Origin of the sequence: Micromonospora sp. 050-3 (genome assembly GCF_046549335.1) — a bacterium.
Lineage (GTDB): Bacteria > Actinomycetota > Actinomycetes > Mycobacteriales > Micromonosporaceae > Micromonospora > Micromonospora trifolii.
In genome coordinates, this window is sequence record NZ_JAJPVX010000003.1 from 29,479 (window position 1) to 55,335 (window position 25,857).

Sequence of the window (25,857 nt, forward strand, 5' to 3'; positions counted from 1 at the left end):
GTGGTACCTCCGGGGTTCATCGGCTGAGCCTGTTGCGACGGGCCAGCAGCTTCGCCGCGATCGTCAGGATGAGCACGAGGGCGACCAGGGTGAGTGCCGCGGTCCACGCCCGTGCCGGGGCGTACTTCGACGCGTCACCGGCCTGCTGGTAGACGAAGAGGGACAGCGACGACTGGTTGTTCTCAAAGGGGTTGCTGTTGATCGCGGCGCCACCGCCGGCGACCAGCAGCACCGGCGCGGTCTCGCCGGCCGCGCGGGCGATGGCGAGCATGACGCCGGTGACGATGCCGGGCAGCGCCGTCGGCAGCACCACCCGCAGGATGGTCTTCCACTTGGGTACGCCGAGCGCGTACGCGCCCTCGCGCAGTGGCGCCGGTACGAGGCGGAGCATCTCCTCGGTGGACCGCACGATGGTGGGCAGCATGAGCACGCTCAGCGCGAGCGCTGCGGCGAAGCCGGAGAAGCTGGGCCGACCGTCGTTGAACCACGGCGACACGATCAGCACCCAGAACGCCAGCACGAAGAGGCCGGAGACGATCGACGGGATGCCGGTCATCACGTCCACGAAGAACCGGATCGCGAAGGCGAACTTGCCCCGCCCGTACTCGACGATGTAGATCGCGCAGAGGACGCCGAGCGGGACGGTGATCAGGGTGGCGATACCGACCTGCTCCAGCGTGCCGACGATCGCGTGGTACGCGCCACCGTTGGCGTCCCGGGCCCCGATGTTGTTCATCGAGGTCTGGAAGAAGTTGACGTCCAGTCGGTCGGCGCCCTTGCTGACCAGCGTCCAGACCACCGACACGAGCGGCAGCACCGCCAGCACGAAGGCGGAGTGGATCAGTGCGCTCCAGGTGCGGTTGCGGGCCGATCGGCGCCCCTCGACCGCGTTGGCTGCGGCGAAGAGCCCGACCAGGTAGAGGATCGCGCCGAGGACGACCACGAGGACCGGGCCGCCGATGCTGGTGCCGTAGACGACCACGGCGGCGAGCGCCAGGGCCGCCACGGCGATGGCCGGGGCGGCGTACCAGGGCAGCCGCTTGGCCCGCAGCGAGTCGGGCTGGGCCGGCGGCCGGGTGCGGTGGGAGGTGACGGTTGTGGTCATGCGGCCGACTCCGTGAACTCCCGGCGGCGGTAGATGATCGCCCGCGCCGTGATGTTGACGATCAGCGTGATGGTGAACAGCACCAGACCGGAGGCGATGAGCGCGCCCCGGCCGGTCTCGTTCGCCTCGCCGAACGCGTTGGCGATGTTGGCGGCGATGGTGTTGCCGCCGTTCTGGATCAGGTTGAACGAGATGCCGAAGGTGATGCCGAGGGTCAGCGCCAGGGCGATGGTCTCGCCGAGCGCCCGGCCGAGGCCGAGCATCATCGCGGCGATGATGCCGGGGCGGCCGTAGGGGAGCACCGCGGTGCGGAGCATCTCCCAGCGGGTGGCGCCCAGGGCGAGGGCGGCCTCCTCGTTCGCCGTCGGTGTCTGGAGGAACACCTCGCGGGAGAGCGAGGTGATGATCGGCAACACCATGATCGCGAGCACCAGGGCACCGAGCATGACGGACGCCCCGAAGGGGCCGTCGCCGCCGAAGAGCGGGATCCAGCCGAAGTGGTGGTTCAGCCAGACCGAGAAGTCCCGGACCGGGCTGCTGAAGACGTCCCGTCCCCAGAGGCCGAAGACCACGCTCGGTACGGCGGCCAGCAGGTCGACCAGGAAGCCGAGCGCGGTGCCCAGCCGGCGCGGCGCGTAGTGCGACAGGTAGAGCGCGATGCCGAGCGCCACCGGCACCGCGATGAGCAGTGCGAGCGCCGAGCTGAGCACGGTGCCGAAGGCGAGCGCACCGATGCCGAACTTCGGCTGTGTGTCGTTGGGGGACCAGCCCTCGTAGGACCAGAAGTTCTCGGTGTTGGCGCGTAGGGCCGGCACCGCCTTGGCGACCAGGAAGATCGCGATGGCGGCGATGATGACCAGAACGGCGGTGCCGGCGGCCAGTGTGAGACCGCGGAAGGCCCGCTCGGCGCCGAACCTACGGCTGCGCGGCAGCGCGCCGCCGCCGCCCAGCCCGGTGCCGCCCGGGGAACGGGTGGTGACTGGTGCCTCGGCCACACGCGCCGAGGCACCGGCGGGCCACTCGTGACTCTGGGTCACGCGCGTCCCGCCGGTGCCGGCGTCGGCCGAGCGGTGAGGGGTTTCACCCATCTGCTCGCTCGATTCGGTTGCGGAGGTGTGGAATCGGGTCAGGAGAGGTTCTTGACCGCGGTCTCGACCTTGGTGCGGACCGTCTCCGGCAGCGGGGCGTAGCCCAGCTCGGTGAGAGAGGCCTGGCCCTCGGCGCTGGCGGCGTGGCCCAGCAGGCCCTTGACGAGCTTCAGCTTGTCGGCCGCGAGGCCCTTGCTGCAGACGATCTCGTACGTCGCCAGGACGATCGGGTAGGCCCCGGCCTCCTTGGTGTTGTAGTCGATCTTCAGCTTGAGGTCGTCGCCCTGACCCTCGACGGCAGCACCGGCGATGGTCTTGCCGGCCGCCTCGGCGGTCAGCGCTGCGAACTCGCCGTTGCCGTTGCCGATCTTCGACATCTTCAGACCGGCGTTCTCAGCGAACGACCACTCCATGTAGCCGATGGAGCCGTCCGCGCCCTTGACCCGGCTGGCAACGCCGTCCGAGCCCTTGGCGCCGGTGCCGCCCGGGGCCTTCCACGCCTTGGCGTTGCCCAGGGTCCAGTCGCTCTCAGCGGTCTTCGAGAGGTACTTGGTGAAGTTGTCGGTGGTGCCCGACTCGTCCGAACGGTGGACGGTCTGGATCGTGGTCGCCGGGAGCTTGGCCTCCGGGTTGTCGGCCTTGATCGTGGCGTCGTCCCACTTGGTGACCTTGCCGGCGAAGATCTTCGCCAGGGTGGCCGGCTTGAGCTGGAGGTTGTCCACGCCGCTGACGTTGTAGGCGACGGCCACCGGGCCGATCACCATCGGCAGGTGGATGGCCTTGCCACCGACGCACTTGGCGTCGGCCTGCGGCTGCTCCTCCGGCTTGAGCGCGGAGTCGGAACCGGCGAAGTCGGCGGTCCCGGCGATGAACGCCTGGATGCCGGCGCCCGAGCCGGAAGCCTCGTAGTTGATCGTGGTGCCCTGGCACTTCTGCTGGTACGCCTTGATCCACTCGGCCATGGCGTTCTTCTGCGCCGACGAGCCCTGGGCGTTCAGCGTGCCGGTAGCGCAGTCGACCGCGGCGGCCGAGCCCGAAGCACTCGCGCCGGAGGCGGGCTCGTTGTTGTCCGAGCCGCATGCACTGAGGCCGAGCGTCGCGGCAAGAGCGAGGCAGGCAATAGTGCCGTACCGCTGGAGCTTCACCTGAGGGGTTTCCCTTCGCGTCTGACTTGGCGCCCCGATCCCGGGGCCCGAGGACCGGCACTGACCGGCTGACACGAAAGTTAGAAGTGCCAGGTAGCCGGTTCGCCGGTCGCAAGTGAACGCAAGGTGAACACGTACGGCCCCTGAGATGACCGCTTGCTGAGGGTGAGTTGTCCGTTAAGTGAACCCGGATACACCTGTCGGAAGTATGGGCATATTTCCGGTTCGGCGTTATCCCGCCGACGCCCGGCCGTTACCCACCGGTGACTCGGTCGGGGCGACGGCCGACGGTCAGCCCAGGTGGTAGTTGATGTGCGCGGACCAGCGGGCGAAGCCCAGCCGCTCGTAGAGCGCGACGGCCCCGGTGTTCGAGTCGTCCACGAAGAGCATCACCCGGTCGAGGCCGCGCTTGTCCCGCAGATAGGTCAGCCCAGCGGTGGTCAGGGCCCGGCCGAGCCCGCCGCCGTGCGCTGTCGGCTCCACCCCCAGGACGTACACCTCGCCGATCCGGGCCGATCCCGGCCGCTCGTGCACCTTGGTCCAGTGGAAACCGAGCAGCCGGCCGGTCGCGGTCTCCTCGGCGAGCAGGAAGCCCGCCGGGTCGAACCACGGCTCGGCGAGGCGGACCCGCAGGTCGTCCGACGTCCACCGGCCCTGCTCGGGGTGCTCGGCGAAGGCCCGTGCGTTGAGGGTCAACCAGGCCGCGTCGTCCGCCCCGGGCCGGAACGCGCGTAGCGCCACCCCGTCGGGCACGCGCGGCTCACCCAGCGGGGCGGCCAACGGCCGGCGCAACTGCCAGAGCACCCGGGCGCGGGTGAACCCGAGGTCGACGGCGAGGGCGGCGGCCGAGGGGTGGTCGCCGTGCGCCCAGGCCCGCAGTGGCCCGGTGGCCGAGGCGAGTACGCCCCGGGCGAGCGCCCGCCCGGTGCCCCGCCGCCGGTACGCGGGGTGCACCACCAGCTCGACCCCGATCCCGCCGACCGGGTCGGTGGTGTCCAGGTGTGCGTACCCGGTGAGGGTGCCGTCGTCGGCGCGGGCGATCAGATGCACGGCGGGGGCGTCGGCGTCGCGCAGCCGCAGCAGGACGTGTTCGTCGAGCGGGTCCGCTCCGTCCGTGTCACCTGCGGCGCCGGCGAGGGCGAGTACGTCGGCGATCTCCGCCGGCGCCAGTCGGTCGCTCCGGGTCACCTGGTCGCTGGTCGGCTCCGCGCTGCTCATCCCGCCACCGTATCCGTTGGCTGTCGTGACGCCCGGAGCGTCGCCGTAAAGCCGCGGCTCACGTCGGGTCGGTGGGTAGTGCCTCCAGCTCGAACCGGGCGGTCAGGTCGGGCAGGATCCGGCGCAGCGCCTCCACCGTGCCCTGTCGGTCCCCGCCGGCGTCGTGCAGCAGCACCACCGAGCCCGGTGCGGCTTGACTCAGCACCGTCGCGGTGATCTTGGTGGCGCCGGGCAGTTCCCAGTCCGACGGATCCACCGACCAGTGCAGCGGGGTCATGCCGAGCTGCCGCGCCACCGACACCACCGGGTACGTCCAGGCTCCGCCAGGCTGGCGGTACCAGACGATCGGGGCGTTCGGCATCGCCGCCCGGATCGCTGCATTGGTGCGCAGGAGGTCGGAGCGGATGGCGTCGGCCGATCGGGCGCCCAGGCCGACGTCGTGGTGCCAGGAGTGGTTGCACAGGGTGTGCCCGGCGTCCACGATCGACCGGACCAGGTCGGGGTGGTTCTGCGCGTTCTCGCCGACCACGCAGAACGTGGCGCGTACGTCGTATTCGCGCAGGAGGGCGAGGACCTGCGGCGTGTAGCGCGGGTCCGGCCCGTCGTCGAAGGTCAGCGCGAGCCGCGGGGTGCCGGTGGTGGCCTGCGCGCCGAACAGGTTGTCGTCTCCGGCGTCCCGCCCGGACCCGTCCTGTCCGGCCTCGGCTGGGCCGGTCTCGGCCGCGCTGGCGCTGGCGCGCGGGGCTCCGCCCGGCTCGCCAACACTGGGTTGGTCGGCGTAGTGCGGCCCGTCGACGCTCGTGGTGAGTCCGGTGGAGTGCCGAGGCGTCTGGTCGGGGACGAGGCTGCGGCCCAGCACGTACGCAGAGCCGAGCAGCCCCGCCACCACCAGCGTCACGATCCCCACGGCCCGCGCTGTGGAGCTGCCCCGCGTCACGGCTTCCACCTGGCTTGCCGGTCACGCCGGCCCGTCGCCCCCGTGTTCAGTGCGCGCACCGTCGCCCCTTTCTCCGACAAACCCGGCAGTCAGAATAGAGCTGCCAAGCTGCACAAAAAGGGCATATGGGAAATCGTCCAGGGTGGTCTGCGGATCAGACCGGCAGGGGCGCGTGCTCCGCCTCGGGAAGCGACCGCGACGGCGGAACGACGAACTTGTAGCCGACCTGGCGGACGGTGCCGATCATCGACTCGTACTCCGAGCCGAGCTTGGCACGCAGCCGCCGGACGTGCACGTCCACAGTGCGAGTGCCGCCGAAGTAGTCGTAACCCCAGACCTCGCGCAGGAGCTGGTCCCGGGTGAACACCCGGCCCGGGTGCTGGGCCAGGAACTTCAGCAGCTCGAACTCCTTGTAGGTGAGGTCGAGCGGACGGCCCTTGAGCTTGGCCGCGTAGGTGTCCGGGTCGATGGTCAGCTCGCCGGCCCGGATCGAGCCACCCGCGCCGGCGGTCGCGTTGCTGAGCCGGCCGACCGCCAGCCGCAGCCGTGCCTCGACCTCGGCGGGGCCGGCCGAGGCGAGGATGACGTCGTCGACGCCCCAGTCGGCGTTGAGTGCGATCAGGCCGGCCTCGGTCACCACCGCGACAAGCGGCACGCCGAGCCCGGTGGCGTGCAACATCCGGCAGGTCGCCCGGGCCTCGCTCAACTCCGATCGGGCGTCCACCATCACCGCGTCCGGGCTGGGGCCCGCGACCAGGGTGCGAACATCACGCGGTGCGGTGCGGACCGAGTGCGGCAGCAGGTCGAGTGCCGGCAGCACAGCCGACGGTTCCCCTGCGCGTGCGGTCACCAGCAGCAGGATCTCCACGATCACCTCCGTCCCGGCGGCGCGAGGCCGCACGCGACCAGTCGCACTCATCAAGGAGTGCGCTGAGAAATTGCGTGGTCCCGGCGTCGCTGACGGGCGGGTAACGCGTTGAGCCTAACCGATCGCGTCGGCCGTGCCGTCAGGCCATTTCCTGTTTGTCTACCTTGCCCCCGATCGTGGCCCGGATTTTAACGTCGCTGAAACCCGTGACCACCGCGTCGGGCCGTCGGTCTGGCACGATCGGGTCGTGTTTCCCTCCACCTCGCCCGAGGCCGGCCGCGAATCGTGGCCCGCTGGGCCCCAACCGGGTCCGGCCGCCGCAGCGACGCGCGGCCAACCGCCCGCGCCGCGTACCGGTCCGGCCACCACCGATGGCGACCGCCGTGAACGGGGTGGGCCGCGCCGTGCCCGTCGCTCCGGCGAGCCGGCCCGCCGATCCGAAGACGAGATCGACGAGCCGGAAGAGGAGGTCATTCCCCCGGTCGCTGTGCACCGTCAACTGGCGCTGACCATCGCCGGCTTCGCCGCGCTGCTCGGTGTCGGCCTGGTGCTCGGCGCGCAGACGTCGGGCCCCGGTCACCGGCTGCCGTTCGCCTTCATCATCTTCGGCGTCCAACTGCTGTTCGTGCTCGCCTGGACGATGGCCATGCGTCCGCCCGCGCTGTTTGTGGTCGCCGGGATCAGCGCCACGGTTGCGGCGTTTGTCGACATCGCGGCGGTGCAGACCGACGTCGCAGGCCTGGCGCCGCTGGGCTACCTGGCCGCCGGTGGGTTCCTCGCCGCGGTGCTCGGCCAGCTGGTTCGTCGGGTCGACCGGGTCCGGGTCACCGACTCCCTCGGCTCCACGTTGCTCATCGTGGTCGGGGTGGTGGCCTTCGGCACCCTGATCGTGCTCAGCCGGATCCCGGCCGGCACCCAGGCGATCACCGTCTGCCTGACCGCGAGCGGCGTCGCGCTCACCGTCGCCCGGCTCACCGACGCCGTTCTGCCCTGGCCCCGGCTCGCCCCGCAGGTGCCCCGGGGCGCCGCCGGCGTGGTGGCCGGCGCGATGGTCGGCACGCTGACCAGCGCCCTCCTCGGCAGCTACCTGGTGGCGCCCTTCACGCCGACCCGGGCCGCCGTGATCGGCCTGGTCGCGGCGGTCACCGCCGTCCTCTCCGACCTCGCCGTGGGGTACGCGGAGGCGGGCCGGTTGATGGCCGGCGAACCGCCCACGATGTGGGTGGCCCGGCACATGCAGGGTCCGCTCGGCGGCTTCGCCCTGGCGGCGCCCGCTGCGTACGCCATGTGCATGCTCTTCCTCTGAGTCACGGTTGAGCGCTGAGCCGGTCGGGTACCTACGGGTGCGCCGCCCTGCGGCGTCGGTACGAACGCCCCGTCGCGGCGCGACGGGCGGAGACAGGAGGCGGCGTGGCGCAGGACTATCCGGTGGACCAGGCGCGACCCCGACGGCGTGGCCGCAAGCTGCTCATCGGGCTGTTCGTGCTGCTCCTGCTGCTGGCGGGGTTGCTGGTGGTCGCCGACCGGGTCGCGGTCGGGGTCGCCGAGCGGATGATCGGCGACCGCGTACGCCAGGAGATCGCCAAGCAGGGCGCGCAGTCCGCCGCGCCCGAGGTCGAGGTGGGCGGAACTCCGTTCCTCACCCAGGTTCTGGATGGCCGTTACCAGCGGATCACCATCAACTTGCGCGACGTGCAGGCCTCGGTCGAGGGCGACGCCGTCCGGCTGCCGGTGCTCGATGTGACCGCCCGCAACGTTCGGGCCTCGCTGGACACTCTGCGCACCGGCAAGGGTGACGTCGTGGCGGACACCGTCAACGGCGCCGGCACTATCAGCTACGACAGTCTGGCCGCGCTGCTGAACCGCCCGGGTCTCACCCTCGGCGAGCAGAACGGCAAGCTCACCGTCACGGCCCCGGCCGACATCCTCGGCCAGAAGCTGACCATCAGCGGCACCGCCGACGTCACGGTCGCCGACAACGGCGCGGTCGCCCTGCGGTTCAACGACCTGGACGCCGCGGGTCTGCCGAACCTGCCGCTGGCCCGTGCCTTCCTGAGCAACTACGCCAAGAGCATCTCCATCGACGTGCCCCTGCCGGAGTTGCCGTTCCAACTGGCGGTCCGGGAGGTCCGTCCACTGCCGGAAGGGCTGGCGGTCACCGCCGACGCCAAGAACGTGCCGATCAACTCCGCTGGCTGACGCCGGAGGCGCTGTGGGACGCCGAAATCCTCGGCGATCCCGGCGATTCCCGGATGGTGGTCGGCCCAGTGGCAGCACCGTCACTGGCTGGTAGGCTCCCTGGCCATGGGGACCCACCTCACCAAACGGCGCGCGGTCGACCTGTGCCGCGTGGCCACCTGCCTGTGTCGCCCCGTCATCTGACGGCGGGGCTGTCTCCGGCCGCCTGACGGCGGCCACCGGCACAGGGTTCTCGCACCCTCCGGTTATCCCACCGAACGCCCGGCAGCGGCGCCGTCGCACGAACCCGTGATCCCGTCCTTCCGCTGGGTCCCGCGCGTGGTGCGACAGATACGTCGATCGATTCGCGCGCGTTGGCTCACCATCCATCCTCACCAGGGAGTGATTCGATGAGTCGCGACACCGCACTCGTTTCGGCCGAGTGGGCCGAGAAGAACCTCGACGCCCCGGGCGTCGTCTTCGTCGAGGTCGACGAGGACACCTCGGCCTACGAGACCGGCCACATCGCCGGCGCCATCAAGATTGACTGGAGGACCGACCTCCAGGACCAGGTCCGCCGGGACTTCGTCAACAAGACGCAGTTCGAGGCGCTGCTCTCCGAGCGGGGCATCAGCAACGACGACACCGTCATCCTGTACGGCGGCAACAACAACTGGTTCGCCGCGTACGCCTACTGGTACTTCAAGCTCTACGGCCACCGCGACGTGAAGCTGCTCGACGGCGGCCGCAAGAAGTGGGAGCTGGACGCTCGCCCGCTCGTCACCGACGGGGTGTCCCGCCCGGCGACGCAGTACGTCGCGCAGGAGCCGGACACCTCCATCCGGGCCTTCCGCGACGAGGTCGTCGCCGCGATCGGCACGAAGAACCTGGTCGACGTGCGCAGCCCCGACGAGTTCGCCGGTCGCCTGCTCGCCCCCGCCCACCTGCCGCAGGAGCAGGCACAGCGGGCCGGCCACATCCCCACCGCGATCAGCGTGCCGTGGTCCAAGGCGGCCAACGAGGACGGCACCTTCCGGTCCGACGACGACCTGCGCAAGATCTACGGCGACGCGGGGCTCGACGACGGCAAGGAGACCATCGCGTACTGCCGGATCGGCGAGCGCTCGTCGCACACCTGGTTCGTGCTCCAGGAGCTGCTGGGTCACCGCAACGTCAAGAACTACGACGGCTCCTGGACCGAGTACGGCTCGCTGGTCGGGGTGCCGGTTGCACTCGGCGACGAACCCGGGGAGGCCTGATCATGACTCTTCCCACCGCCGCGGGTTGCGCCGCCCCGGACCAGGCCGCGCCGCTGCCGGCCAGCCTGGACCTGGAGAAGGAAACCGTCATCACCGGCATCGTCCGCTCCGCCGAGGCCGAGCCGGTGCCGGGCGCCTACGTCCGGCTGCTCGACTCGACAGGTGAGTTCACCGCCGAGGTGGTCACCTCGGCCGCCGGGCAGTTCCGGTTCTTCGCCGCGCCGGGTTCCTGGACGCTGCGGGCGTTGTCCCGGCACGGCAACGGTGACACCGCTGTCACTGCCGGCCGAGGCGTCAACGAGGTTGCCGTCACCGTCGCCTGACCCACCGCTCTGATCGACCGGGGCCGGTCGCCCTCCCGGGGGTGGCTGGCCCCGGTCGTTTCTTCGCGGCGCGTCGGCACGCCGGGGCGGGTGCCGAAATCCATCGGCATGCGTCACTATCTACTGGTGAATTTCAGGGATGAAAGTGGCGGGTCCGACGAAGCGGTCCCCATCGTCCTCTGCGTGGGCACGGACATGTCGATGCGGGAGCGGGTGCTGAGCCAACTCGACGGGAGCGGCCCGGTGCTCAGCTGTTCCGACCTGACCGAGCTACGCGAGCTGCTGTCGTCGCCGACGGGCCCGGGGCCGGTCAGTCCCACAGTCCGTCCGCTCACCGAGGCGCTGGGCCTGGTGGAGTGGGGTGAGCTGGTTGTCGACCGGGCCGGACACCTGGTCACCTGGCGCGGCGAGGTGCTCCCGCTGACCCCCACCGAACGAGAGCTGCTCACGCTGCTCATCGGCCCACCGCTGGTGGTGTGGAGCTACGAACGGCTCTGCGCCGCCGCGCTGGGTGGCGCGGACACCGCGGCGCTGCAATCCGCCATCAAACGGCTTCGTCGCAGGCTGCGAGGCCTGCCGGGCGGGCCGCAGGTGCACACCGTACGAGGGGTCGGCTACCGGCTCGACCGGCCGCCCCGGCTGAACGACCACTGACGCCGGGCCGACCGCCTCCGCTGCCGGCCCGGCGGCGGGCGCGTGACACCATGGCCGGGTGAGCGGTGCTGTCCAGACGGGTTGGGCCTCTTCGGCCGGCCCCGCCGCGCCGACGCCGGCCCGGTCGCGGCGGCGTTGGCTGCTGGCCGTGACAGTGGTCTGGGCCGTGCTGCTGGCCGGGCTCACCTGGATATCGGTGCGGAACGACCCGCCGACAGTGCGCGAACAGCGTTCCGTCGAACAGGCCGGCCCGGTGGTTGACCGGGCTGTCGGCGAGTTGGCTCGCGCGGCAGGGGCGGCCGGTCTGCTGGAACTGGGCCCGACGCGGGTCGCGTCCGGCTGCCGGGTCACCCCGTTCGAGGACGGGGCGAGGCTGCGACGCGAGGTCGGGGTGCTCGCGGCCACCGGCGACGAGCAGGCAGTGCTGGCCGGCATCGCCGACCGCCTGCCGGCGAGCTGGCGGGCCGGGGTCGGGCCCGGGGTGGACGGCCCCGAGCTGCGCGCCGACGCCGGAGACTTCGTGGCCGTCGAGGGTCGGCCGACAGTCGACGGCCGGGTGCGACTGGTCGTCGACACCGGTTGCCGGCCGGTCGGCGCCGGCTACACGCCGGCCCCGGCCACAGCTTCCGGCCCGGAGACCGCCGCGCTGACCGCCGCGCTGCGGGCCCTCGACCGGCCGGGCGACTCCGCTTCGGAGCTGGTCACCGCGCCCTGCCCGGGAGGCGGGCTCGCCCGTACCGCGTGGTCCGCGAACGGTCCCGGCCCGGCGGCCTCGACGGCCGCACTCGCCCCACTGGCCGGCAACGCCCCACTGCTGGACCAACCCCCGGTGTACGCGTACCGCAGCGGTGCCGTCACGGTGCTGGCCGAGATCAGCCCGGACGCCACCCGACTGGCCGCCACCGTCGGCTGCCCGGCCTGAGCCGGGCCGCCCGCTCGGGTCAGCCGTCGCCCGGCTGATCCTCCGGGTCACGGCTGCGGCCCAACGCGTCGACCATGCCCCACCGGCCGGGGATGTCCAGCAGCTCGACCCGGCCCATCCCCGGTGGCACGGCCGGGTCGATGATCAGGTGCTCGCCCTGCGGCTCCAACCCGAGCATCACCCGCAGCAGGAGCAGCGGGGTGCCGGTCGACCAGGCCTGCGGGCTGCACGCGGTCGGGTACTCCACCGGGTAGTCGGTGAGGTCCCGGGCGTAGCCGGCGAAGGCCTCCGGCAGCCGACCCTCGAAGTACCGGGACGCCGCCAGCATCGTGTCGCAGAGCAACCCGGCCTCCTCCCGGAAGCCGTACCGCCACAACCCCCAGGCGATGATCGAGTTGTCGAACGGCCAGACAGTGCCCACGTGGTAGCCGATCGGGTTGTACCGCCCCTCGTCCGCGGCGAGCGTCCGCACCCCCCAGCCGGAGAACAAACGGGGCCCGAGCAGGTGCTCGACCACCTTGCCGGCGCGCGACTCATCCACGATGCCGCTCCACAGCAGGTGCCCAATGTTCGAGGTCAGCGCGTCCACCTGCCGACCGTCGGCGTCCAACGCGAGCGCGTAGTGCTCGCGGTCGGCGATCCAGAAGTCGCTGTCGAACCGCCGTTTGAGGTCGGCGGCCTGCCGCTCCAACTCGTCGGCGAACTCCGGGTCGTTCCAGAACTTCCGAGCGAGCCGGGCGGCCCGGACCTTCGCGTCGTACGCGTAGCCCTGCAACTCGCAGGTGGCCCGGGGGAAGCCGGGCAGCTGGCCGTCGGCGTACGAGATGGCGTCCCAGGAGTCCTTCCAGCACTGGTTCTGCAGGCCGGTCTCGGGGTTGCGGGTCTGGTACCAGAGGTAGCCGGTGCCGAGCAGGTCGCCGTAGGTGTCGATCCACTCCAACGCCGCGCGGACCTGCGGTTCCAGCTTGCGGACGAGTGCGGCGTCACCGGTCCACCGCTCGTACTCGTCGATCAGGATGATGAACAGGGGCGTCGAGTCGGCCGACCCGTAGTACGGCGAGTGCGGCTGCTCCTCGAAACCGGCGGTCTCCCCGTACCGCAGCTCGTGCAGGATCTTGCCCGGTTCCTCGTCCCGGAAGTCGTCCACCCGCTGCCCCTGCAGTCCGGCCAGCATCAGGATGGTCGGCGGAACCAGCTCCGGCAGGAACGGCAGCACCTGCAACGAGGTGATGATGCTGTCCCGGCCGAACAGGGTCATGAACCAGGGGAGTCCCGCCGCGATCAGCCGTACGCCCAGGGCGATCGACTCGTACCGCAGCGCGGCCAGGTCGTTGAGGCTGCGCCGGTACGCCCCGGCCAGCGGCTCGCAGTCGCAGCCGAGCTTCGGCGCCCGGTCGATCAGCTCCTGCTGCTCAGCCCGGATGGCGTTCGCGCTGCGGCTGCCGCCGTACGGGAGGGTGGCCCGGATGTCCTCGCCCCGGGCACCGTAGACGACGCTGGACACGTGCAGCCGGGTGGTCCACCGGGCGTTGCGGGCCACCCGGATCCGGAAGGTCATTCCGGTCTCGTCGACCTGGCCCGGCGCTGTGGTGCTGACCACCGTCTCCCGGTGGAACGCCTCCCGCCGGTAGGTAAGCCGCAGCTCGTTCTCGGCGACAGTGACGGTGGTGCGGCCCCGCTTCTGCCGAGAGTTCTTGATTTCGAACAGGTCGGCGAAGTCGGCCGCGATCTCGATTCGGAGGGTGCACTCGACCTCCGCGCCGAGGTGGTTCAGCACTGTCAGCTCCTCCTCGAAGCTGCCCACTATCGCCCGGCTGCGGATCACCGACGCCTTGGCGTCCAGATAGTGCGTGGGTTCGCCGGGGGCGAGGAAGAACTTGGTGCGGTACGACTCGGCGTCGTCGACGGAGAGGGCGTGCAGCCGTTCGCCGTCCAGGGTGAGCACCCACGTGGACAGGAAGCGGGTGTCGAAGGAGAACAGCCCGGTGGGGAAGTCGTAGGACGGCTCGATGTCCCCCCGCCGGTCGCTGACCAGGAAGGTGTTGCCGTCCAGGATGCTGACGAGGTCCTTCACCGAAGTCGCCCGGCTGCTCGACGCGCCGTTTCGCGGGGGTCGCGGGTGCCGGGCGGGTCCGGAAAGAATCGGCGGAATGCGAGGAAGAGCACCACGTTCCCGCTGAACGTGCTCTCGTTGCGCAACACCGCCGCGACCCCCTGGGCCTCGCCGGTGACCAGTCGGTCGAAGAGGGCGGCGCTGCTGTACCAGATCGCGTCGGCCGGGCCACGCCCACGGCTGACCTGCACGAACCCGGGCCGCATCCGGACCAGCCAGTGTTCGGTGCTGTGTTCGTCGCCGAGGTCGATCTGAAGGGTGCCGTCGGCCAGGCCGCCCAGGACGTCGGGTGCGCGCGACGGCAGCGCTTCGAAGAATCTCTCCGCCGCCTCGGTCACATCCGAATCGTAGGCAGCCGTCCGAGATGTCGGGTCGGTATCGGCACTCCGCTCGGATCGACCCACCGTCGCCGTGCGGTCAGTAGACGAGCGCCTGCGCGCCCTCGGCCAACGCCTCCTCGACGAACACCGCGGCACCGGCGATCCGGACCCCGGGGAGTACGTCGTCCGGGCCGATGTCCCGTCGGGCCGCGCACTGCGTGCAGGCGGTCACCCGGCCGCTGGTCAGGATGACGTGCAACAGCTCAGCCAGGGGCGCGGAGTGCGGTAGGTCGAACTGCTGGGCGCGACCGGGCAGCGCGAACCAGGTGGACTCACCGGTCAGCCAGAGCGAGACGTCCACCCCGGCCGCTACCGCCGTCGCGGCGACGGTGAATGCCTGCGCGCACCGCTCCGGGGCGTCCGCCCCTGCGGTGGCCTTGACGACGAGAGTGCGGGCCATGTGGCCCAGCATAGGATGGCCGGGATGGTTACCGAGATCGGGTTTGTCAGCCTGCTGGTCGCTGGCCTGGGCGGGCTCGCCGGTGGCCTGGTCTACCTAGCCGTACGCATTTCGAGAGGACGTTGGTGACGCTGGTGAGCGAGAACCCGCTGCAGCCGCCGTGGCTGAACGCGCCGCCGGTCGAGGAGTACCCGTTCGAGGAGAGCCACGACCTGCGGGTCGGGCCGAAGCTGCACCCCGCGCTGGATGCCCTGCTGCCGTACATCGGTCTGTGGCGCGGCCGGGGCAAGGGCGGGTTCCCCACCATCGAGGATTTCGACTACGCGCAGGAGATCCGGATCAGCCACGACGGCCGACCGTTCCTGCACTACGAGTCGCGTGCCTGGATCCTCGACGAGCAGAGCAAGCCGGTCCGTCCGGCCGGCCGCGAGGTGGGCTGGTGGCGGCCGGTGCTGGTGGATGGGCGGGCGACCGACGAGCTGGAGGCGCTGCTGACCACCCCGACCGGGGTGGTGGAGCTGCACCTGGGCAAGCGCACCGGCACGCAGCTCGAGTTCGCCACCGACGCGGTGATCCGGACTCCGACCGCCAAGGAGGTCACCGGCGGGCACCGGCTCTTCGGCATCGTCGAGGGTGCGCTGCTCTACGCCCAGGAGATGGCCGCCATGGGGCACGGGCTCAGCCCGCACCTCTCAGCCCGACTCGTCCGGGTCGGGGGCTGACCTCGACGGTCGGTGGCTGGTCAGACGGGGAAACCCAGCACTGCCTGTAGGGCGGGGGTACGCGGGCAGCGAGCCCGGCGTACCCCGTCCAGCGTGTGGACCTCGGCGGCTCCGCGCAGTGACGAGGTGAACCACACGCCGTCCGCCGCGTGCAGTTCCGCGGTGCTGACCATCCGCTCGGCGGCGCCCAGGCCAAGCTCGGTCGCGTGGGCGAGCAGCCACGCCGCTGTGGTGCCGGCGAGGATGCCGGTGCTGGCGGCCGGCACCGCGCAGAGCGTGTCGTCGGTGAGCCACACCACATTGGCGGTGGGGCCCTCCAGCGCGTACCCGTCGGAGGAGATCCAGAGCACGTCGTCCACGCCGGCCCGGCGGGCCCAGCGGCGGGCGGCGCTGTTGACCGCGTACGACGTGGACTTGATGCCGGCCGGCAGCCAGGTCAGCTCGCTGCGGGCGGCGGCGGGCAGCCCCAGCGGCAGGGTGGCCACAGTGATGCCGTCCCGCCGGGCGGCCCGGGAGGCCGCCGGCACCGGGGCCAGCGTGGCATAGATCGTGGGCGGGCCGCCGGTCTCCGGGCCGCGGGTGCAGACCAACCGAAGTGCCCCCTCCACAGCCGCTGGCCAGCCTGTTCGCACCTGGTCCAGCAGGTCGATCAGCGCGGTGGTGGGGGGCAGTGGCAGCTCGACGGCGGCGGCCGCCGTGGCCAGGCGGGCCAGGTGTTCGTCGCGCAGCCACAGCTGGCCGTCGCGCAGGTGCATGGTCTCGAAGAGGCCGTCGCCGTGCAGCACCCCGAGGTCGTCACCGCGGAGCACCGGGTCGCCGGGCGACACCGGGCCACGCCCCAGGACGGCGATCCGCGCGGTCGGGTCGGCCGCGTTCTTCCCGACGGACGACCTCACCATGACCGTCGAGCGTAGCGGTGATCGATCGCGGTGCGGGGAACAGCCTGGTGACCGAACTATGATCGGACGGTGTCCGAATCCTCCCTCGCGGAAATGCTGCGGGCCCGTGGGCTGCGGCTGACGGCCCAGCGGCAGCTCGTCCTCCAGGCGGTGCTCGATCTGGGCCACGCCACCCCGGAGCAGGTGCACACCGCGGTCCGGGAGGTCGCCGCCGGCGTCAACATCACCACCATCTACCGCACGCTTGAGCTGCTGGAACGGCTCGGTCTGGTCACCCACACGCACCTGTCGCACGGCTCACCGACCTATCACGCCGCCGGTGAACACCAACACGTCCACCTGGTCTGCCGGGAGTGTGGCGCGATCGACGAGATCGATCCGGAGCTGCTCCGCCCCCTCGCCGACCAGTTGGCCGCGCAGCGCGGATTCCGGGTGGACATCGGGCACGTGTCACTCTTCGGCGTCTGCGTACGCTGCGAGAACGGGGACGAGAAATGATCGACATCGCGGGTGCGGTGGCCGTCGAGGGCATCGACGAGGCCAGCCGTGACCAGCCGGATCCGGCGCACGTCGCGGCCGGGGTGCGGGGGGTGGCCGCGCACTACGGCGACCCGCTGCGCGAGCAGCGCACCCTCGACACCGCTGTCGGTCTGGTCGACCGGTCGCATCGAGGGGTCATCGCGGTGGCCGGGGAAGAACGGGCCAGTTGGCTGCACACTGTCACCTCGCAGCATCTGAGCGCGCTCGCCGCGGGCGAGGGCACCGAGTTGCTGGTGCTGTCCCCGCACGGCCACATCGAGCAGCACGCCATGGTCGCCGAGGACGGCGAGACCACCTGGCTGGACACCGAGCCCGGCGCCACCCAGGGCCTGCTGACCTACCTGGAGAAGATGCGGTTCTTCAGCAAGGTCGAACCACGCGACGCGACGGCCGAGCGTGCGCTGTTGTCGCTGGTCGGGCCTGCGGCCATGGAGGCGCTCGGCACGCTCGGCGTGACCGGGCTCGCCGCACCGGACGTGGTGGCGGTGCCGGGTCCGAAGTTCCCGCACGGTGCCGTGCCACTCCGGGCGAGCGCGCGGTACGACGTACGACCGCTGCCGATCGGCGGCTGGGCCCGACGTGGTCCGCTCGGGGTGGACCTGCTGGTGCCCCGGTCGGCGATGGACCAGGTGGTGGCGGAGCTGCGCGGCGCCGGGGTGCCGGTAGCGGGGCTGTGGGCGTACGAGGCGATCCGGGTGGCCGCCCGGCAGCCGCGGGTCGGGGTGGACACCGACCACCGGACCATTCCGGCCGAGGTCGACCTGATCGCTCCGGCGGTGCACCTGGACAAGGGTTGCTACCGGGGGCAGGAGACGGTGGCGCGGGTGCACAACATGGGCCGGCCGCCGCGTCGCCTCGTACTGCTGCATCTGGACGGGGTGACCACCGATCAGCCGCCGGTGGCCGGTACGCCGGTGACCCTCGACGGCCGGGCGGTCGGCTTCGTCGGCACCGCCGTGCTGCACCACGAGCTGGGCCAGGTCGCGCTCGCGGTGCTGAAGCGGAACGTCCCGGACGACGCCGCGTTGCTGATCGGCGAGACCGCGGCGGCGATCGACCCGTCCTGAGCGGGCCGTCTAGGATCGCCGGCATGACGACAGGGACGTTGATCACGGTGGCCCCGACCGGCGCTGAGTCGGCCAAGGCGGAGGTGCCGGCGCTGCCGGTCACCCTCGACGAGTTGCTGCTCACCGCCAAGGAGTGCGAGGCGCTCGGCGCCGCCGTGATCCACGTCCACATCCGCGACGACGACGCCCGGCCGACGCTCGACCCGGTGCGGCTGGCCGACACGGTGGCGGCGCTGCGGGAGAGCACCGACCTGATCGTGCAGCTCTCCTCCGGCGGCGCGGTGACCGACCCGGAGGCCGCCCGGCTCGCCGTGCTCGACGCCCGTCCGGACATGGCCTCCTGCACCATGGGCACCGTCAACTTCGGCGACGACGTCTTCCTCAACCGCTGGGAGTTCATCGTCGACCTGCACACCCGCATGCAGGAACGCGGGATCGTGCCGGAGTACGAGATCTTCGACCTCGGCCACCTCTCCGCGTTGCAGCGTCTGCTCGGCAAGTACGGGCTGCCGGCCGGCGGGCATGTGCACGTCGACTTCGTGATGGGCGTGCCGGGCGGTATGCCGGGCAACACCGAGACCCTGGTCGCGGCCCACCGGATGCTGCGGGACCTGCCCGAGGGCACCACCTTCTCGGCCACCGGCGTCGGCCGGAGCACCATCGCGGTGCTGCTGGCCTCGCTGTCGACCGGCGGGCACCTGCGGGTCGGCATGGAGGACACCGTGACGTACGCGAAGGGCCGCCCGGTGGAGTCCAACATGCAGTTGGTCGCCCGCGCTGTCGGTTTCGCCCAGCTCGCTCAGCGCCCGCCGCTGACCACCACAGAGGCCCGCGAGCTGCTCGGGCTGTAAGGCCGGGTCCGTCCCGCGCCCCTGTCACCCGGGCGATGGACCTCCTGGTCACCCCGCCGCCGGGCACCCCCGGACCGTCGGTACCGTCCAGCGCGTGACGAAGACGTACGAGGGCGGCGCGCCGCTCGCCGAGGTGGTCCGGTCCGGGTTCGTGGAGGGTGCGCACCGCGGCTCGGTGGTCGTGCTGGACGCCGCCGGTGCAGCGGTGGCGTCCGCCGGCGACGTGACCTCGCCGATCTTCCCCCGCTCGGCCAGCAAGCCGATGCAGGCGATCGGGATGCTCCGGGCCGGCCTGGCCCTGACCGACCCGGCCGACGTGGCGCTGGTCTCGGCGAGCCACGCCGGCGAGGAATTCCACCTGGCCCGGGTCGGTGCGCTGCTGGAGCGCGCCGGGCTGGACGCGTCGGCGCTGCACTGTCCACCCGACCTGCCGGTGGGCGCCGCGGCCCGGGAGGCGGTGCTTCGCGCCGGCGGCGGCCCGAGCCGGGTGCAGATGAACTGCTCCGGCAAGCACAGCGGGATGCTGCTGACCTGCGAGGCCGCCGGTTGGTCGCGGGAGGGCTACTGGCGGCCGGAGCACCCGCTACAGCAGCGGTTGCGGGCCGCCATCGAGGAGTTCACCGGCGAGCAGGCGGCGGCGGTGGGGGTCGACGGCTGCGGCGCTCCGGTCCTGGCGGTGTCGCTGACCGGCCTAGCCGGGGCGTACCTCCGGCTGGTCGACGCCGAGACCGGCTCGGTGCCGCGGACGGTGGCCGACGCGATGCGGGCGCACCCGGAGATCGTGGGTGGCACCCAGGCCGACGACACCCGGCTGATGCGTGGTGTCCCGGGGCTGCTGGCCAAGGTCGGTGCCGAGGGTGTGATCGCCGTGGCGCTGCCGGGCGTCGGCGCCGTCGCGCTGAAGATCGACGACGGCGCCGACCGGGCCCGGATGCCGGTACTGGTCTCCGCGCTGCGGCGGCTCGGCGTGGACGCCCCGGTGCTGACCGAGTACGCCGAGGTGCCGCTCTTCGGCGGCGGGGTTCCGGTCGGGGCGGTCCGCCCGCTCTGGTGACACCGCCGGCGGCGGGGGTGGCTAGCTCAGGAAGTCGAGCAGTGCGGCGTTGACCGGCTCAGGGCGCTCCAGCGGCAGCAGGTGGGCTGCGTCCGGCACGTCGGGCAGTCGTACCGCGCCGGGGACCTCGGCGGCGATCCGGTCGGCGAGCCGACTGATGTCCGGCACGTCCGCGGCGCCGGCGGTGACCAGGACGGGGATCTTCAGCTCGCCGAGACGGCCGATCGCCGGTGGCGACAGCTCTCCCACCTCGACCGCGCCGAGCGCCAGCTCGGCGGCGAGGGCACGCTGGTCCATCTCCTGCGCGAACGCGAGCAGCTCCGTGTCGACGTTTTCTGGCTGGCGTCGCGGGCCGACCACCCAGAACCGCACCTCACCGGCCGCGCCGGCGACGAAGTCGTCCGGGTCGGTCTCTCCGACCAGGTCGTCCCAGAGGTCGTTCGCCTCGTCGGACCACTCGTTGCCGGAGACCGCCGTGTCGAACAGCGCGAGCGCGCTCACCCGGTCGGGGTGGGCCAGCGCGGTGTCGATGGCGACCCCCCCACCGAAGGAACAGCCGACCAGAGCGGCCCGGGGCAGGTCGAGCGCGTCCAGCAGCCCGGCCACGTCGTCGTGGTGCGTGAACGGGGTCGGCGGGAGCTCCGAGTCTCCGTAGCCGCGCAGGTCCGGGACGATCACCCGGTGCCGGGCGGCGAGCGCGGACACCTGTCCCCGCCACATCCGCCGGTCGGCGATTCCGGCGTGCAGCAGGACGACGGGCGAACCGGTGCCGGCCTCGTCGTACGCGATGCTTGCTCCATTGACTGTGATCTTGTGCACAGACGGACCGTACGGACCGGGCGAGCGGCGCGCAAACGGGATGCTGAGACCTTGCTAACTATGGTTAGCGTTTTGCTTGCAAGAGCTAGCGCCGGCCATTAGCGTCGCTGCCATGGCCACACCCAAGGACCTTCCCGACGTCGGCGGGTTCATCCGCGATCTGCGGCGCAACGCCAAGATCTCGCTGCGGCAGCTCGCCGAGCAAGCGGGGGTCAGCAACCCGTACCTCAGCCAGATCGAGCGCGGCCTGCGCAAACCCAGCGCCGAGGTGCTCCAGCAACTGGCGAGCGCGCTGCGGGTCTCCACGCCGGCGATGTACCTGCGCGCCGGTCTGCTCGACGACAAGGAAGGCCACGGGGTGCTCGCCGCCATCGCCGTGGACGCCGACCTGACGATGGCGCAGAAGCAGTCGCTCAGTCAGATCTACGAGACGTTCCGCCGGGAGAACACCCGGCTGGCCGAGACCCAGGCCGAAGCCGAGGCGGCGCAGGCCGACCAGCCCGTCCCCCAGGCCGCCGACCAGCCCGCCAGCCAGGCCGCGGACCTGGCGAATGTCGCCGCTACCGGCCCCACCACAGTGGGCGGCACCCCGACCGAAGCTGTGCTCGAGTCGGTCGCCGTCACCGAGGCGGGCACCGCCCCCGCCCCGGGCAGCACCAGCATCCCCCAGAAGAAGAAGGCCGCCGAGGCGGCCGAAGAGGAGACGTCATGAGCGAGCCGAAGACCAACCGCATCCCCGCCCCGATCTACGCCGCCGCCGGCGCCGGTGAGCTGGCCATCGAGCAGCTGCGCAAGCTGCCGGCAGTGGTCGGCGTCCTCAGCACCCGGGTCGTCGCCGACCTGGGTGGCCGGGCCGTGCTGACCGGCTTCGAGCTGAAGCAGAAGGCCACCGAGACGCTGCGCACCGCCAACGAGACCGCCGACCTGGCGAAGCTGCGCGAGGTGGCCGACATCGACAAGCTGCGCGCCGCCGCGACCCGCAACGCTGCCCTGGTGGTCGCGAGTGCCCAGGTCGCCCAGGAGCGCGCGTTCGCCGCGTACGGCGCGCTGGTCGCCCGGGGCGAGCGGGTCGTCGGTGCCGGCGTGCTGGAGGCCGCCGAGACTGTCAACGCCGACATCGAGGCCACCGAGGCCGTGACGCCGGCCACCACCGCGGCTGTCACCACCCCCACCGCTGCGGCCCCCGCCGATGTGCCGACCCCGGCCGACGTGGCCGAGATCGCCGAGGCGAAGCCGGCCGCGGTCAAGAAGGTCGCCCGCGCGCCGAAGGCTCCCAAGCCGGCCGAGACCCCGTCGGCGAAGCTTCCCCGGGCCACCAAGCGGACCCGCCCGGCCGCCGAGTAGCTCATCCTGTCGACGACCCCGGCGGCGTCCTTGTCGGACGTAGCCGGGGTCGTGGACATAAACTGGCCGACATGGCCAACGCCGCGCCGATCTTCGCGTTCGAAGTCCGCTACGTGATCGAGCTGATCCTGCTCGTCTTCGCGCTGATCATCCAGGGTGTCGCGCTGGTGCATGCCGTCACGCAGCGCTCCGACGCCTTCCCCGCCATCGGGACGCTGCCCAAGGGCGGCTGGATCGCCATCCTGGCGGTCTGCCTCGTGCTCACACTGCTCGGCTTCGGTCCGATCAGCCTCTTCGGACTGATCGGCATCGCCGCCGCGCTCATCTACCTGCTCGACGTCCGGGTCGGTCTGCGCGACCTGAGCGACGGCAAAGGGTTCTGGTGAGAGGTTTTCGCTGGCCGCCCCCACCCGACAGCGGGCCCCGCACCTGGGGGCCCGGGCCGGGTGGGCCGCGTACCGGCCGGCCGGCGCTGCCGGAGCCGGAGACCGAGCTGGTCACCACCCCGCACGGCGTACGGCTGGAGCGGCTGGTCACCGGCACCGGTGATCCGGTCACCGTGTTCGCGCACGGGCTGGGCAACGGCATCGCCACCACCCGCCCGTTCGGCAGTGGGGTGAACGGCCGCAAGGTGTTCTTCCAGTTCCGCGGGCACGGCCGCTCCGAAGCCCCGGACGGGCCGTGGAACTACCTGGACCTTGCCCGTGATCTGCGGGCGATCGCCGACCTCGGGGGCGCCAGCCGGGCGTTCGGCGCGAGCCTCGGCGCGGGTGCCCTCTGCCGACTCCTCGTGGAGAGCCCGGATCGTTTCGACAAACTGGTCTTCTTCCTGCCCGCGGTCCTCGACGAGCCACGCGGGCCGATCGCCCGGGAACGCGTCACGGACCTGCTGGAGGCGGTGGAGAGCGGGGACGCCTCGGCGGTCGCCGACATCGTCACGCTGGAGTTGCCCCCGGCGGTGCGCAACACCCCGGCCGGTTGGGCCTACCTGCGCCAACGACTCGACCAACTGCTTCGCGACGGTCTGGCCGACGGTCTGGCCACGCTCACCGACCAGACACCGCTGCGCCAGATCGGTGACCTGTCGGGCGTCACCACGCCGGCGCTGGTGATCGGTTGCGCCGGCGACGACCTGCACCCGGTCGAGGTCGCCGAGCGGCTCGCCGTCGCGCTGCCCCAGGCCACCCTGCACGTGTACGACCGGCCCGGCGTGCTCTGGTCGGAACGCGCTGATCTGCGGGACCGCATTTCCGGCTTCCTGAACGAGTAGCCTGCCCTGTCATGGGCGTCACACAGCATGGCCGCACGCACCGGCTGGACCTTGCCGACCCGACAGTGCGCGAATGGACGTGCACGGTCCTGCACTCCGACGCGGAGCAGGGCATCGTGCTGGACCGTTCGGCGTTCTACCCGGGCGGCGGTGGTCAGCCACCCGACCACGGCGTGCTGCTCTGGCAGGGCGTGCAGACCCGGATCGTCGGCACCCGCAAGGGCGACGACCCCTACCTGATCCCCGCCGAGGGTGACCCGCTGCCGCCGGTCGGCACCGAGGTCCTCGGCGCTGTGGAGGACGAGCGCCGGACCCGGCTGATGCGTACCCACTCGGGCCTGCACGTGCTCTGCGGCGTGGTGTTCCGCGACTTCGGCGCGCTCGTCACCGGAAACTCGATGGAACCGGGGGAGGCCCGGATGGACTTCAACCTCCCCGAGGTGCCCCCGGACTTCAAGAGCCGCATCGAGGAGCTGGTCAACGCCGAGGTGGCCGCCGACCGCTCGGTCGCCACCCGGGTGCTGCCGCGCACCGAGGCGCTGGCGCTGCCGGACATCATCCGTACCCAGTCCAACCTCATCCCGCCGGATGAGCAGGAGGTCCGGATCGTCGACATCGTCGGGCTGGACGTGCAGGCCGACGGCGGCACCCACGTCGCCTCCACCGCCCAGATCGGCAAGGTCCAGGTGGTCAAGGTGGAGAGCAAGGGCCGGGCCAACCGCCGGGTCCGGGTCCGGCTGGTCGACTAGATCGAGTACCGAATTCGGACGTCGGTTGTCAGGTATTCCTGACAACGTCGCAGGCATGACACAACCGCTCACAGGAAAGATCGCGCTCGTCGCCGGTGCCACCCGTGGTGCCGGGCGGCAGATCGCCGTTCAGCTCGGCGCGGCCGGTGCCACTGTCTACGCCACCGGTCGCAGCACACGGGCCGGCCGCTCCGAGATGGACCGACCCGAGACCATCGAGGAGACCGCCGAGCTGGTCAGCGCGGCCGGCGGCACCGGCATCGCCGTTCAGGTCGACCACCTGGTGCCCGAGCAGGTCCGCGACCTGGTCGTCCGGATCGACGCCGAGCAGGGCCAACTCGACGTGCTGGTGAACGACATCTGGGGCGGCGACCCGCTGGTCACCTGGGACAAGCCGGTCTGGGAGCAGCCGCTCGACGCCGGCTTCCGTACCCTGCGACTGGCCGTCGACACGCACATCATCACCAGCCACTTCGCCCTGCCGTTGCTGATCCGCAAGCCCGGCGGCCTGGTGGTGGAGATGGGCGACGGCACCAAGGCGTACAACGACGAGAACTACCGGCTGTCGGTCTTCTACGACCTGGCCAAGGTCTCGGTCAACCGGCTCGCCTTCAGCCAGGCGCACGAGCTGAAGCCGCACGGCTGCACGGCAGTGGCGCTCACCCCCGGCTGGATCCGCTCCGAGGCGATGCTGGAGCACTTCGGCGTGACCGAGGAGAACTGGCGCGACGGCGCCGCCACCGACCCGAACTTCCTCATCTCGGAGACCCCGGCCTTCGTCGGCCGGGCGGTGGCCGCGCTCGCCGCCGACGAGGAGAAGGCCCGCTGGAGCGGCAAGTCCGTCGACGCCGGCACGCTGTCCAAGGTGTACGGGTTCACCGACCTCGACGGCAGCCAACCCGAGGGCTTCCGCTACATCACCGAGGTGGTCGACGCGGGCAAGCCGGCGGACGTGACCGGCTACCGGTAGAGCGCGGCGAGCCGGTCGGCGCTCGCCGCGAACAACTGTCGCAGCTCGGGTGGGTCGACGACCTCGACCTCGGGGCCGAGCCCCAGCAGTTGGTGGTACGCCACCTGGACCGACTCGACGGGCAGCCGCGCCACCACCCAGCCCTGCCCGTCGGGTGGGCTGGCGGCGGCGACCAGCTCGTCGTACACGAAGGGGGCATCGACCAGGTGCCGGAGCTGGCGCAGGCCGGCGGGGCTCAGCCGGACGGTGACCTCGGCCCGCAGCATGGTCCGCAGGAACGACCCGGCCTGCTCGCGCCAGTGCCCGGCCAGGTCGAAGCCCTCGTCGCGGTCGAAGTGTTCGTCGCTCACTCCGACCCCGGTGACCCGGTCCACCCGGTAGGTGCGCACATCGTCGCCGACCCGGCCGACCAGATACCAGACCCCGCTCTTGAGTACCAGGCCGTACGGCTGGACCAGGCGGGTCACCTCCCGGTCGCCGCGTCGGTAGCGCAGCTCCACGACCCGGTCGCCCCAGACCGCCCGGGCCAGCTCGGGCAGCCAGAGCGGTGGCGCGGTCTCCCGGAACCAGCCCGGCACGTCCAGGTGGAACCGCTGCCCGGCACGGGCCGGCGCGTCGCGCAGGGCGGGTGGCAGCGCGGCGAGCACCTTCAGCTCGGCGGACGCGACAGCGTCGGCGAGCCCCATCTCGCCGGCCGGCCCGGGCAGCCCGGCGAGGAAGAGCGCCTCCGCCTCGTCCCGGGTCAGCCCGGTCAGTCGGGTGCGGTACCCGCCGAGCAGGCGGTAACCGCCGGCCCGCCCCCGGTCGGCGTAGACCGGCACGCCAGCGGCGGAGAGCGCCAGGACGTCCCGGTAGACGGTCCGCTCGGAGACCTTCAACTCCCGCGCCAGCTCGCTCGCGGTCATCGAGCCGCGCGACTGCAACAGCAACAGCAAAGAGATCAGTCGGGACGCGCGCACCCGCCCATCCTGCCCGGTCCCGC

The 25,857-nt window shown here is 71.8% G+C and carries 31 protein-coding genes; 19 read left to right on the forward strand and 12 right to left on the reverse strand.

Features of this window, described 5'->3' with window-relative positions:
* Window positions 1-16: 16 nt before the first annotated feature.
* The 6 genes from pstA to ACLJOK_RS28125 all read right to left on the reverse strand — a co-directional run bounded on the left by pstA (window position 17) and on the right by ACLJOK_RS28125 (window position 6,367).
* Complete coding sequence (gene pstA / locus ACLJOK_RS28100) at window positions 17-1,105, reverse strand: phosphate ABC transporter permease PstA (protein WP_410821636.1); 1,089 nt, start codon at window positions 1,103-1,105, stop codon at window positions 17-19.
* The gene (pstC, locus tag ACLJOK_RS28105; protein ID WP_410821637.1) at window positions 1,102-2,193 is read right to left on the reverse strand and encodes a phosphate ABC transporter permease subunit PstC; all 1,092 of its coding nucleotides are present in this window, start codon (window positions 2,191-2,193) and stop codon (window positions 1,102-1,104) included. Before pstC ends, pstA begins: the two co-directional genes overlap by 4 nt.
* Before the next feature lie 38 nt (window positions 2,194-2,231).
* Window positions 2,232-3,338 (reverse strand): phosphate ABC transporter substrate-binding protein PstS, encoded by a 1,107-nt coding sequence (pstS, locus tag ACLJOK_RS28110; RefSeq protein ID WP_328651975.1) that lies wholly within the window; start codon window positions 3,336-3,338, stop codon window positions 2,232-2,234.
* 291 nt (window positions 3,339-3,629) lie between these two features.
* Window positions 3,630-4,556: a mycothiol synthase gene (gene mshD, locus ACLJOK_RS28115; RefSeq protein ID WP_410821638.1), complete on the reverse strand. Its 927-nt coding sequence runs from the start codon at window positions 4,554-4,556 to the stop codon at window positions 3,630-3,632.
* A gap of 58 nt (window positions 4,557-4,614) precedes the next feature.
* The gene (locus ACLJOK_RS28120) at window positions 4,615-5,493 is read right to left on the reverse strand and encodes a polysaccharide deacetylase family protein (RefSeq protein WP_410821639.1); all 879 of its coding nucleotides are present in this window, start codon (window positions 5,491-5,493) and stop codon (window positions 4,615-4,617) included.
* A gap of 154 nt (window positions 5,494-5,647) precedes the next feature.
* Window positions 5,648-6,367: a winged-helix domain-containing protein gene (locus tag ACLJOK_RS28125; RefSeq protein WP_181518701.1), complete on the reverse strand. Its 720-nt coding sequence runs from the start codon at window positions 6,365-6,367 to the stop codon at window positions 5,648-5,650.
* Between the two features lie 241 nt (window positions 6,368-6,608).
* On the opposite strand from ACLJOK_RS28125, the gene ACLJOK_RS28130 reads away from it, so the two are divergent.
* The 7 genes from ACLJOK_RS28130 (at window position 6,609) to ACLJOK_RS28160 (ending at window position 11,697) form a co-directional block, all read left to right on the forward strand.
* Window positions 6,609-7,667 carry a hypothetical protein gene (locus ACLJOK_RS28130; RefSeq protein ID WP_410821640.1) on the forward strand — a complete coding sequence of 353 codons (1,059 nt, stop codon included), beginning with the start codon at window positions 6,609-6,611 and terminating at the stop codon, window positions 7,665-7,667.
* A 104-nt stretch (window positions 7,668-7,771) separates the two neighbouring features.
* Entirely contained in the window at window positions 7,772-8,560 is a 789-nt protein-coding gene (locus ACLJOK_RS28135) for a DUF2993 domain-containing protein (RefSeq protein WP_410821641.1), read from the forward strand.
* Between the two features lie 105 nt (window positions 8,561-8,665).
* Window positions 8,666-8,743 (forward strand): Ms5788A family Cys-rich leader peptide, encoded by a 78-nt coding sequence (locus tag ACLJOK_RS28140; RefSeq protein WP_310503780.1) that lies wholly within the window; start codon window positions 8,666-8,668, stop codon window positions 8,741-8,743.
* 206 nt (window positions 8,744-8,949) lie between these two features.
* Complete coding sequence (locus ACLJOK_RS28145) at window positions 8,950-9,798, forward strand: sulfurtransferase (RefSeq protein WP_410821642.1); 849 nt, start codon at window positions 8,950-8,952, stop codon at window positions 9,796-9,798.
* A 2-nt stretch (window positions 9,799-9,800) separates the two neighbouring features.
* On the forward strand, window positions 9,801-10,121 hold the full coding sequence (locus tag ACLJOK_RS28150; protein ID WP_091402852.1) for a DUF1416 domain-containing protein: 321 nt from the start codon (window positions 9,801-9,803) through the stop codon (window positions 10,119-10,121).
* A 195-nt stretch (window positions 10,122-10,316) separates the two neighbouring features.
* The gene (locus ACLJOK_RS28155; protein ID WP_410822201.1) at window positions 10,317-10,775 is read left to right on the forward strand and encodes a winged helix-turn-helix domain-containing protein; all 459 of its coding nucleotides are present in this window, start codon (window positions 10,317-10,319) and stop codon (window positions 10,773-10,775) included.
* Between the two features lie 58 nt (window positions 10,776-10,833).
* A complete protein-coding gene (locus ACLJOK_RS28160; protein ID WP_410821643.1) occupies window positions 10,834-11,697 on the forward strand; it encodes a hypothetical protein in 864 nt (287 codons plus the stop codon).
* 19 nt (window positions 11,698-11,716) lie between these two features.
* Here the strand turns inward: ACLJOK_RS28160 and ACLJOK_RS28165 are convergent, their stop codons facing one another.
* The 3 genes from ACLJOK_RS28165 to ACLJOK_RS28175 form a co-directional block, all read right to left on the reverse strand.
* The gene (locus ACLJOK_RS28165) at window positions 11,717-13,771 is read right to left on the reverse strand and encodes a glycogen debranching N-terminal domain-containing protein (RefSeq protein ID WP_410821644.1); all 2,055 of its coding nucleotides are present in this window, start codon (window positions 13,769-13,771) and stop codon (window positions 11,717-11,719) included.
* On the reverse strand, window positions 13,768-14,148 hold the full coding sequence (locus ACLJOK_RS28170) for an SCP2 sterol-binding domain-containing protein (protein ID WP_410821645.1): 381 nt from the start codon (window positions 14,146-14,148) through the stop codon (window positions 13,768-13,770). The genes ACLJOK_RS28165 and ACLJOK_RS28170 overlap by 4 nt, the downstream gene beginning before the upstream one ends.
* Before the next feature lie 79 nt (window positions 14,149-14,227).
* Window positions 14,228-14,602 (reverse strand): DsrE family protein, encoded by a 375-nt coding sequence (locus ACLJOK_RS28175; protein WP_091402848.1) that lies wholly within the window; start codon window positions 14,600-14,602, stop codon window positions 14,228-14,230.
* 12 nt (window positions 14,603-14,614) lie between these two features.
* Here ACLJOK_RS28175 and mtfM point away from each other — a divergent pair, with 12 nt between their 5' ends.
* A complete protein-coding gene (gene mtfM, locus ACLJOK_RS28180) occupies window positions 14,615-14,719 on the forward strand; it encodes a small membrane protein MtfM (RefSeq protein ID WP_030327764.1) in 105 nt (34 codons plus the stop codon).
* A gap of 2 nt (window positions 14,720-14,721) precedes the next feature.
* Window positions 14,722-15,312, forward strand: a complete 591-nt coding sequence (locus ACLJOK_RS28185; protein WP_410822202.1) for an FABP family protein — start codon at window positions 14,722-14,724, stop codon at window positions 15,310-15,312.
* A gap of 20 nt (window positions 15,313-15,332) precedes the next feature.
* Here the strand turns inward: ACLJOK_RS28185 and ACLJOK_RS28190 are convergent, their stop codons facing one another.
* On the reverse strand, window positions 15,333-16,211 hold the full coding sequence (locus tag ACLJOK_RS28190; protein ID WP_410821646.1) for an aminotransferase class IV: 879 nt from the start codon (window positions 16,209-16,211) through the stop codon (window positions 15,333-15,335).
* 69 nt (window positions 16,212-16,280) lie between these two features.
* Between ACLJOK_RS28190 and ACLJOK_RS28195 the strand changes: the two genes are divergently transcribed.
* From ACLJOK_RS28195 to ACLJOK_RS28210, 4 genes are all read left to right on the forward strand, one after another.
* Window positions 16,281-16,709, forward strand: coding sequence for a Fur family transcriptional regulator (locus ACLJOK_RS28195; protein ID WP_091402843.1), 429 nt, complete (start codon window positions 16,281-16,283; stop codon window positions 16,707-16,709).
* Window positions 16,706-17,818 (forward strand): YgfZ/GcvT domain-containing protein, encoded by a 1,113-nt coding sequence (locus tag ACLJOK_RS28200; RefSeq protein WP_410821647.1) that lies wholly within the window; start codon window positions 16,706-16,708, stop codon window positions 17,816-17,818. Before ACLJOK_RS28195 ends, ACLJOK_RS28200 begins: the two co-directional genes overlap by 4 nt.
* 23 nt (window positions 17,819-17,841) lie before the next feature.
* A complete protein-coding gene (locus ACLJOK_RS28205) occupies window positions 17,842-18,669 on the forward strand; it encodes a 3-keto-5-aminohexanoate cleavage protein (protein ID WP_410821648.1) in 828 nt (275 codons plus the stop codon).
* A 94-nt stretch (window positions 18,670-18,763) separates the two neighbouring features.
* Window positions 18,764-19,723, forward strand: coding sequence for an asparaginase (locus tag ACLJOK_RS28210; protein ID WP_410821649.1), 960 nt, complete (start codon window positions 18,764-18,766; stop codon window positions 19,721-19,723).
* Window positions 19,724-19,744: 21 nt separating this feature from the next.
* Here the strand turns inward: ACLJOK_RS28210 and ACLJOK_RS28215 are convergent, their stop codons facing one another.
* The gene (locus ACLJOK_RS28215) at window positions 19,745-20,542 is read right to left on the reverse strand and encodes an alpha/beta fold hydrolase (RefSeq protein ID WP_410821650.1); all 798 of its coding nucleotides are present in this window, start codon (window positions 20,540-20,542) and stop codon (window positions 19,745-19,747) included.
* Between the two features lie 112 nt (window positions 20,543-20,654).
* Here ACLJOK_RS28215 and ACLJOK_RS28220 point away from each other — a divergent pair, with 112 nt between their 5' ends.
* From ACLJOK_RS28220 to ACLJOK_RS28245, 6 genes are all read left to right on the forward strand, one after another.
* A complete protein-coding gene (locus ACLJOK_RS28220; RefSeq protein WP_410821651.1) occupies window positions 20,655-21,254 on the forward strand; it encodes a helix-turn-helix domain-containing protein in 600 nt (199 codons plus the stop codon).
* A complete protein-coding gene (locus ACLJOK_RS28225) occupies window positions 21,251-21,886 on the forward strand; it encodes a hypothetical protein (protein WP_410821652.1) in 636 nt (211 codons plus the stop codon). Before ACLJOK_RS28220 ends, ACLJOK_RS28225 begins: the two co-directional genes overlap by 4 nt.
* 71 nt (window positions 21,887-21,957) lie before the next feature.
* Window positions 21,958-22,272: a DUF2516 family protein gene (locus ACLJOK_RS28230; RefSeq protein ID WP_030327754.1), complete on the forward strand. Its 315-nt coding sequence runs from the start codon at window positions 21,958-21,960 to the stop codon at window positions 22,270-22,272.
* Window positions 22,269-23,156 (forward strand): alpha/beta fold hydrolase, encoded by an 888-nt coding sequence (locus tag ACLJOK_RS28235; protein WP_410821653.1) that lies wholly within the window; start codon window positions 22,269-22,271, stop codon window positions 23,154-23,156. Before ACLJOK_RS28230 ends, ACLJOK_RS28235 begins: the two co-directional genes overlap by 4 nt.
* Before the next feature lie 11 nt (window positions 23,157-23,167).
* Window positions 23,168-23,905, forward strand: coding sequence for an alanyl-tRNA editing protein (locus ACLJOK_RS28240; protein ID WP_410821654.1), 738 nt, complete (start codon window positions 23,168-23,170; stop codon window positions 23,903-23,905).
* A gap of 55 nt (window positions 23,906-23,960) precedes the next feature.
* Window positions 23,961-24,875, forward strand: a complete 915-nt coding sequence (locus tag ACLJOK_RS28245) for an SDR family oxidoreductase (RefSeq protein WP_410821655.1) — start codon at window positions 23,961-23,963, stop codon at window positions 24,873-24,875.
* On the opposite strand, the gene ACLJOK_RS28250 is transcribed toward ACLJOK_RS28245, so the two are convergent.
* A complete protein-coding gene (locus ACLJOK_RS28250; RefSeq protein WP_410821656.1) occupies window positions 24,866-25,834 on the reverse strand; it encodes a helix-turn-helix transcriptional regulator in 969 nt (322 codons plus the stop codon). The genes ACLJOK_RS28245 and ACLJOK_RS28250 overlap by 10 nt on opposite strands.
* Window positions 25,835-25,857 lie beyond the last annotated feature (23 nt).

Excerpts from the sequence above, each read along its gene's own strand:
- pstA (WP_410821636.1), bottom strand. The coding sequence starts at position 1,105 with ATGACCACAACCGTCACCTCCCACCGCACCCGGCCGCCGGCCCAGCCC.
- pstC (WP_410821637.1), bottom strand. The coding sequence starts at position 2,193 with ATGGGTGAAACCCCTCACCGCTCGGCCGACGCCGGCACCGGCGGGACG.
- mshD (WP_410821638.1), bottom strand. The coding sequence starts at position 4,556 with ATGAGCAGCGCGGAGCCGACCAGCGACCAGGTGACCCGGAGCGACCGA.
- ACLJOK_RS28140 (WP_310503780.1), top strand. The coding sequence starts at position 8,666 with ATGGGGACCCACCTCACCAAACGGCGCGCGGTCGACCTGTGCCGCGTG.
- ACLJOK_RS28145 (WP_410821642.1), top strand. The coding sequence starts at position 8,950 with ATGAGTCGCGACACCGCACTCGTTTCGGCCGAGTGGGCCGAGAAGAAC.
- ACLJOK_RS28150 (WP_091402852.1), top strand. The coding sequence starts at position 9,801 with ATGACTCTTCCCACCGCCGCGGGTTGCGCCGCCCCGGACCAGGCCGCG.
- ACLJOK_RS28155 (WP_410822201.1), top strand. The coding sequence starts at position 10,317 with ATGTCGATGCGGGAGCGGGTGCTGAGCCAACTCGACGGGAGCGGCCCG.
- ACLJOK_RS28175 (WP_091402848.1), bottom strand. The coding sequence starts at position 14,602 with ATGCTGGGCCACATGGCCCGCACTCTCGTCGTCAAGGCCACCGCAGGG.
- mtfM (WP_030327764.1), top strand. The coding sequence starts at position 14,615 with ATGGTTACCGAGATCGGGTTTGTCAGCCTGCTGGTCGCTGGCCTGGGC.
- ACLJOK_RS28190 (WP_410821646.1), bottom strand. The coding sequence starts at position 16,211 with ATGGTGAGGTCGTCCGTCGGGAAGAACGCGGCCGACCCGACCGCGCGG.
- ACLJOK_RS28200 (WP_410821647.1), top strand. The coding sequence starts at position 16,706 with ATGATCGACATCGCGGGTGCGGTGGCCGTCGAGGGCATCGACGAGGCC.
- ACLJOK_RS28205 (WP_410821648.1), top strand. The coding sequence starts at position 17,842 with ATGACGACAGGGACGTTGATCACGGTGGCCCCGACCGGCGCTGAGTCG.
- ACLJOK_RS28220 (WP_410821651.1), top strand. The coding sequence starts at position 20,655 with ATGGCCACACCCAAGGACCTTCCCGACGTCGGCGGGTTCATCCGCGAT.
- ACLJOK_RS28225 (WP_410821652.1), top strand. The coding sequence starts at position 21,251 with ATGAGCGAGCCGAAGACCAACCGCATCCCCGCCCCGATCTACGCCGCC.
- ACLJOK_RS28230 (WP_030327754.1), top strand. The coding sequence starts at position 21,958 with ATGGCCAACGCCGCGCCGATCTTCGCGTTCGAAGTCCGCTACGTGATC.
- ACLJOK_RS28240 (WP_410821654.1), top strand. The coding sequence starts at position 23,168 with ATGGGCGTCACACAGCATGGCCGCACGCACCGGCTGGACCTTGCCGAC.
- ACLJOK_RS28245 (WP_410821655.1), top strand. The coding sequence starts at position 23,961 with ATGACACAACCGCTCACAGGAAAGATCGCGCTCGTCGCCGGTGCCACC.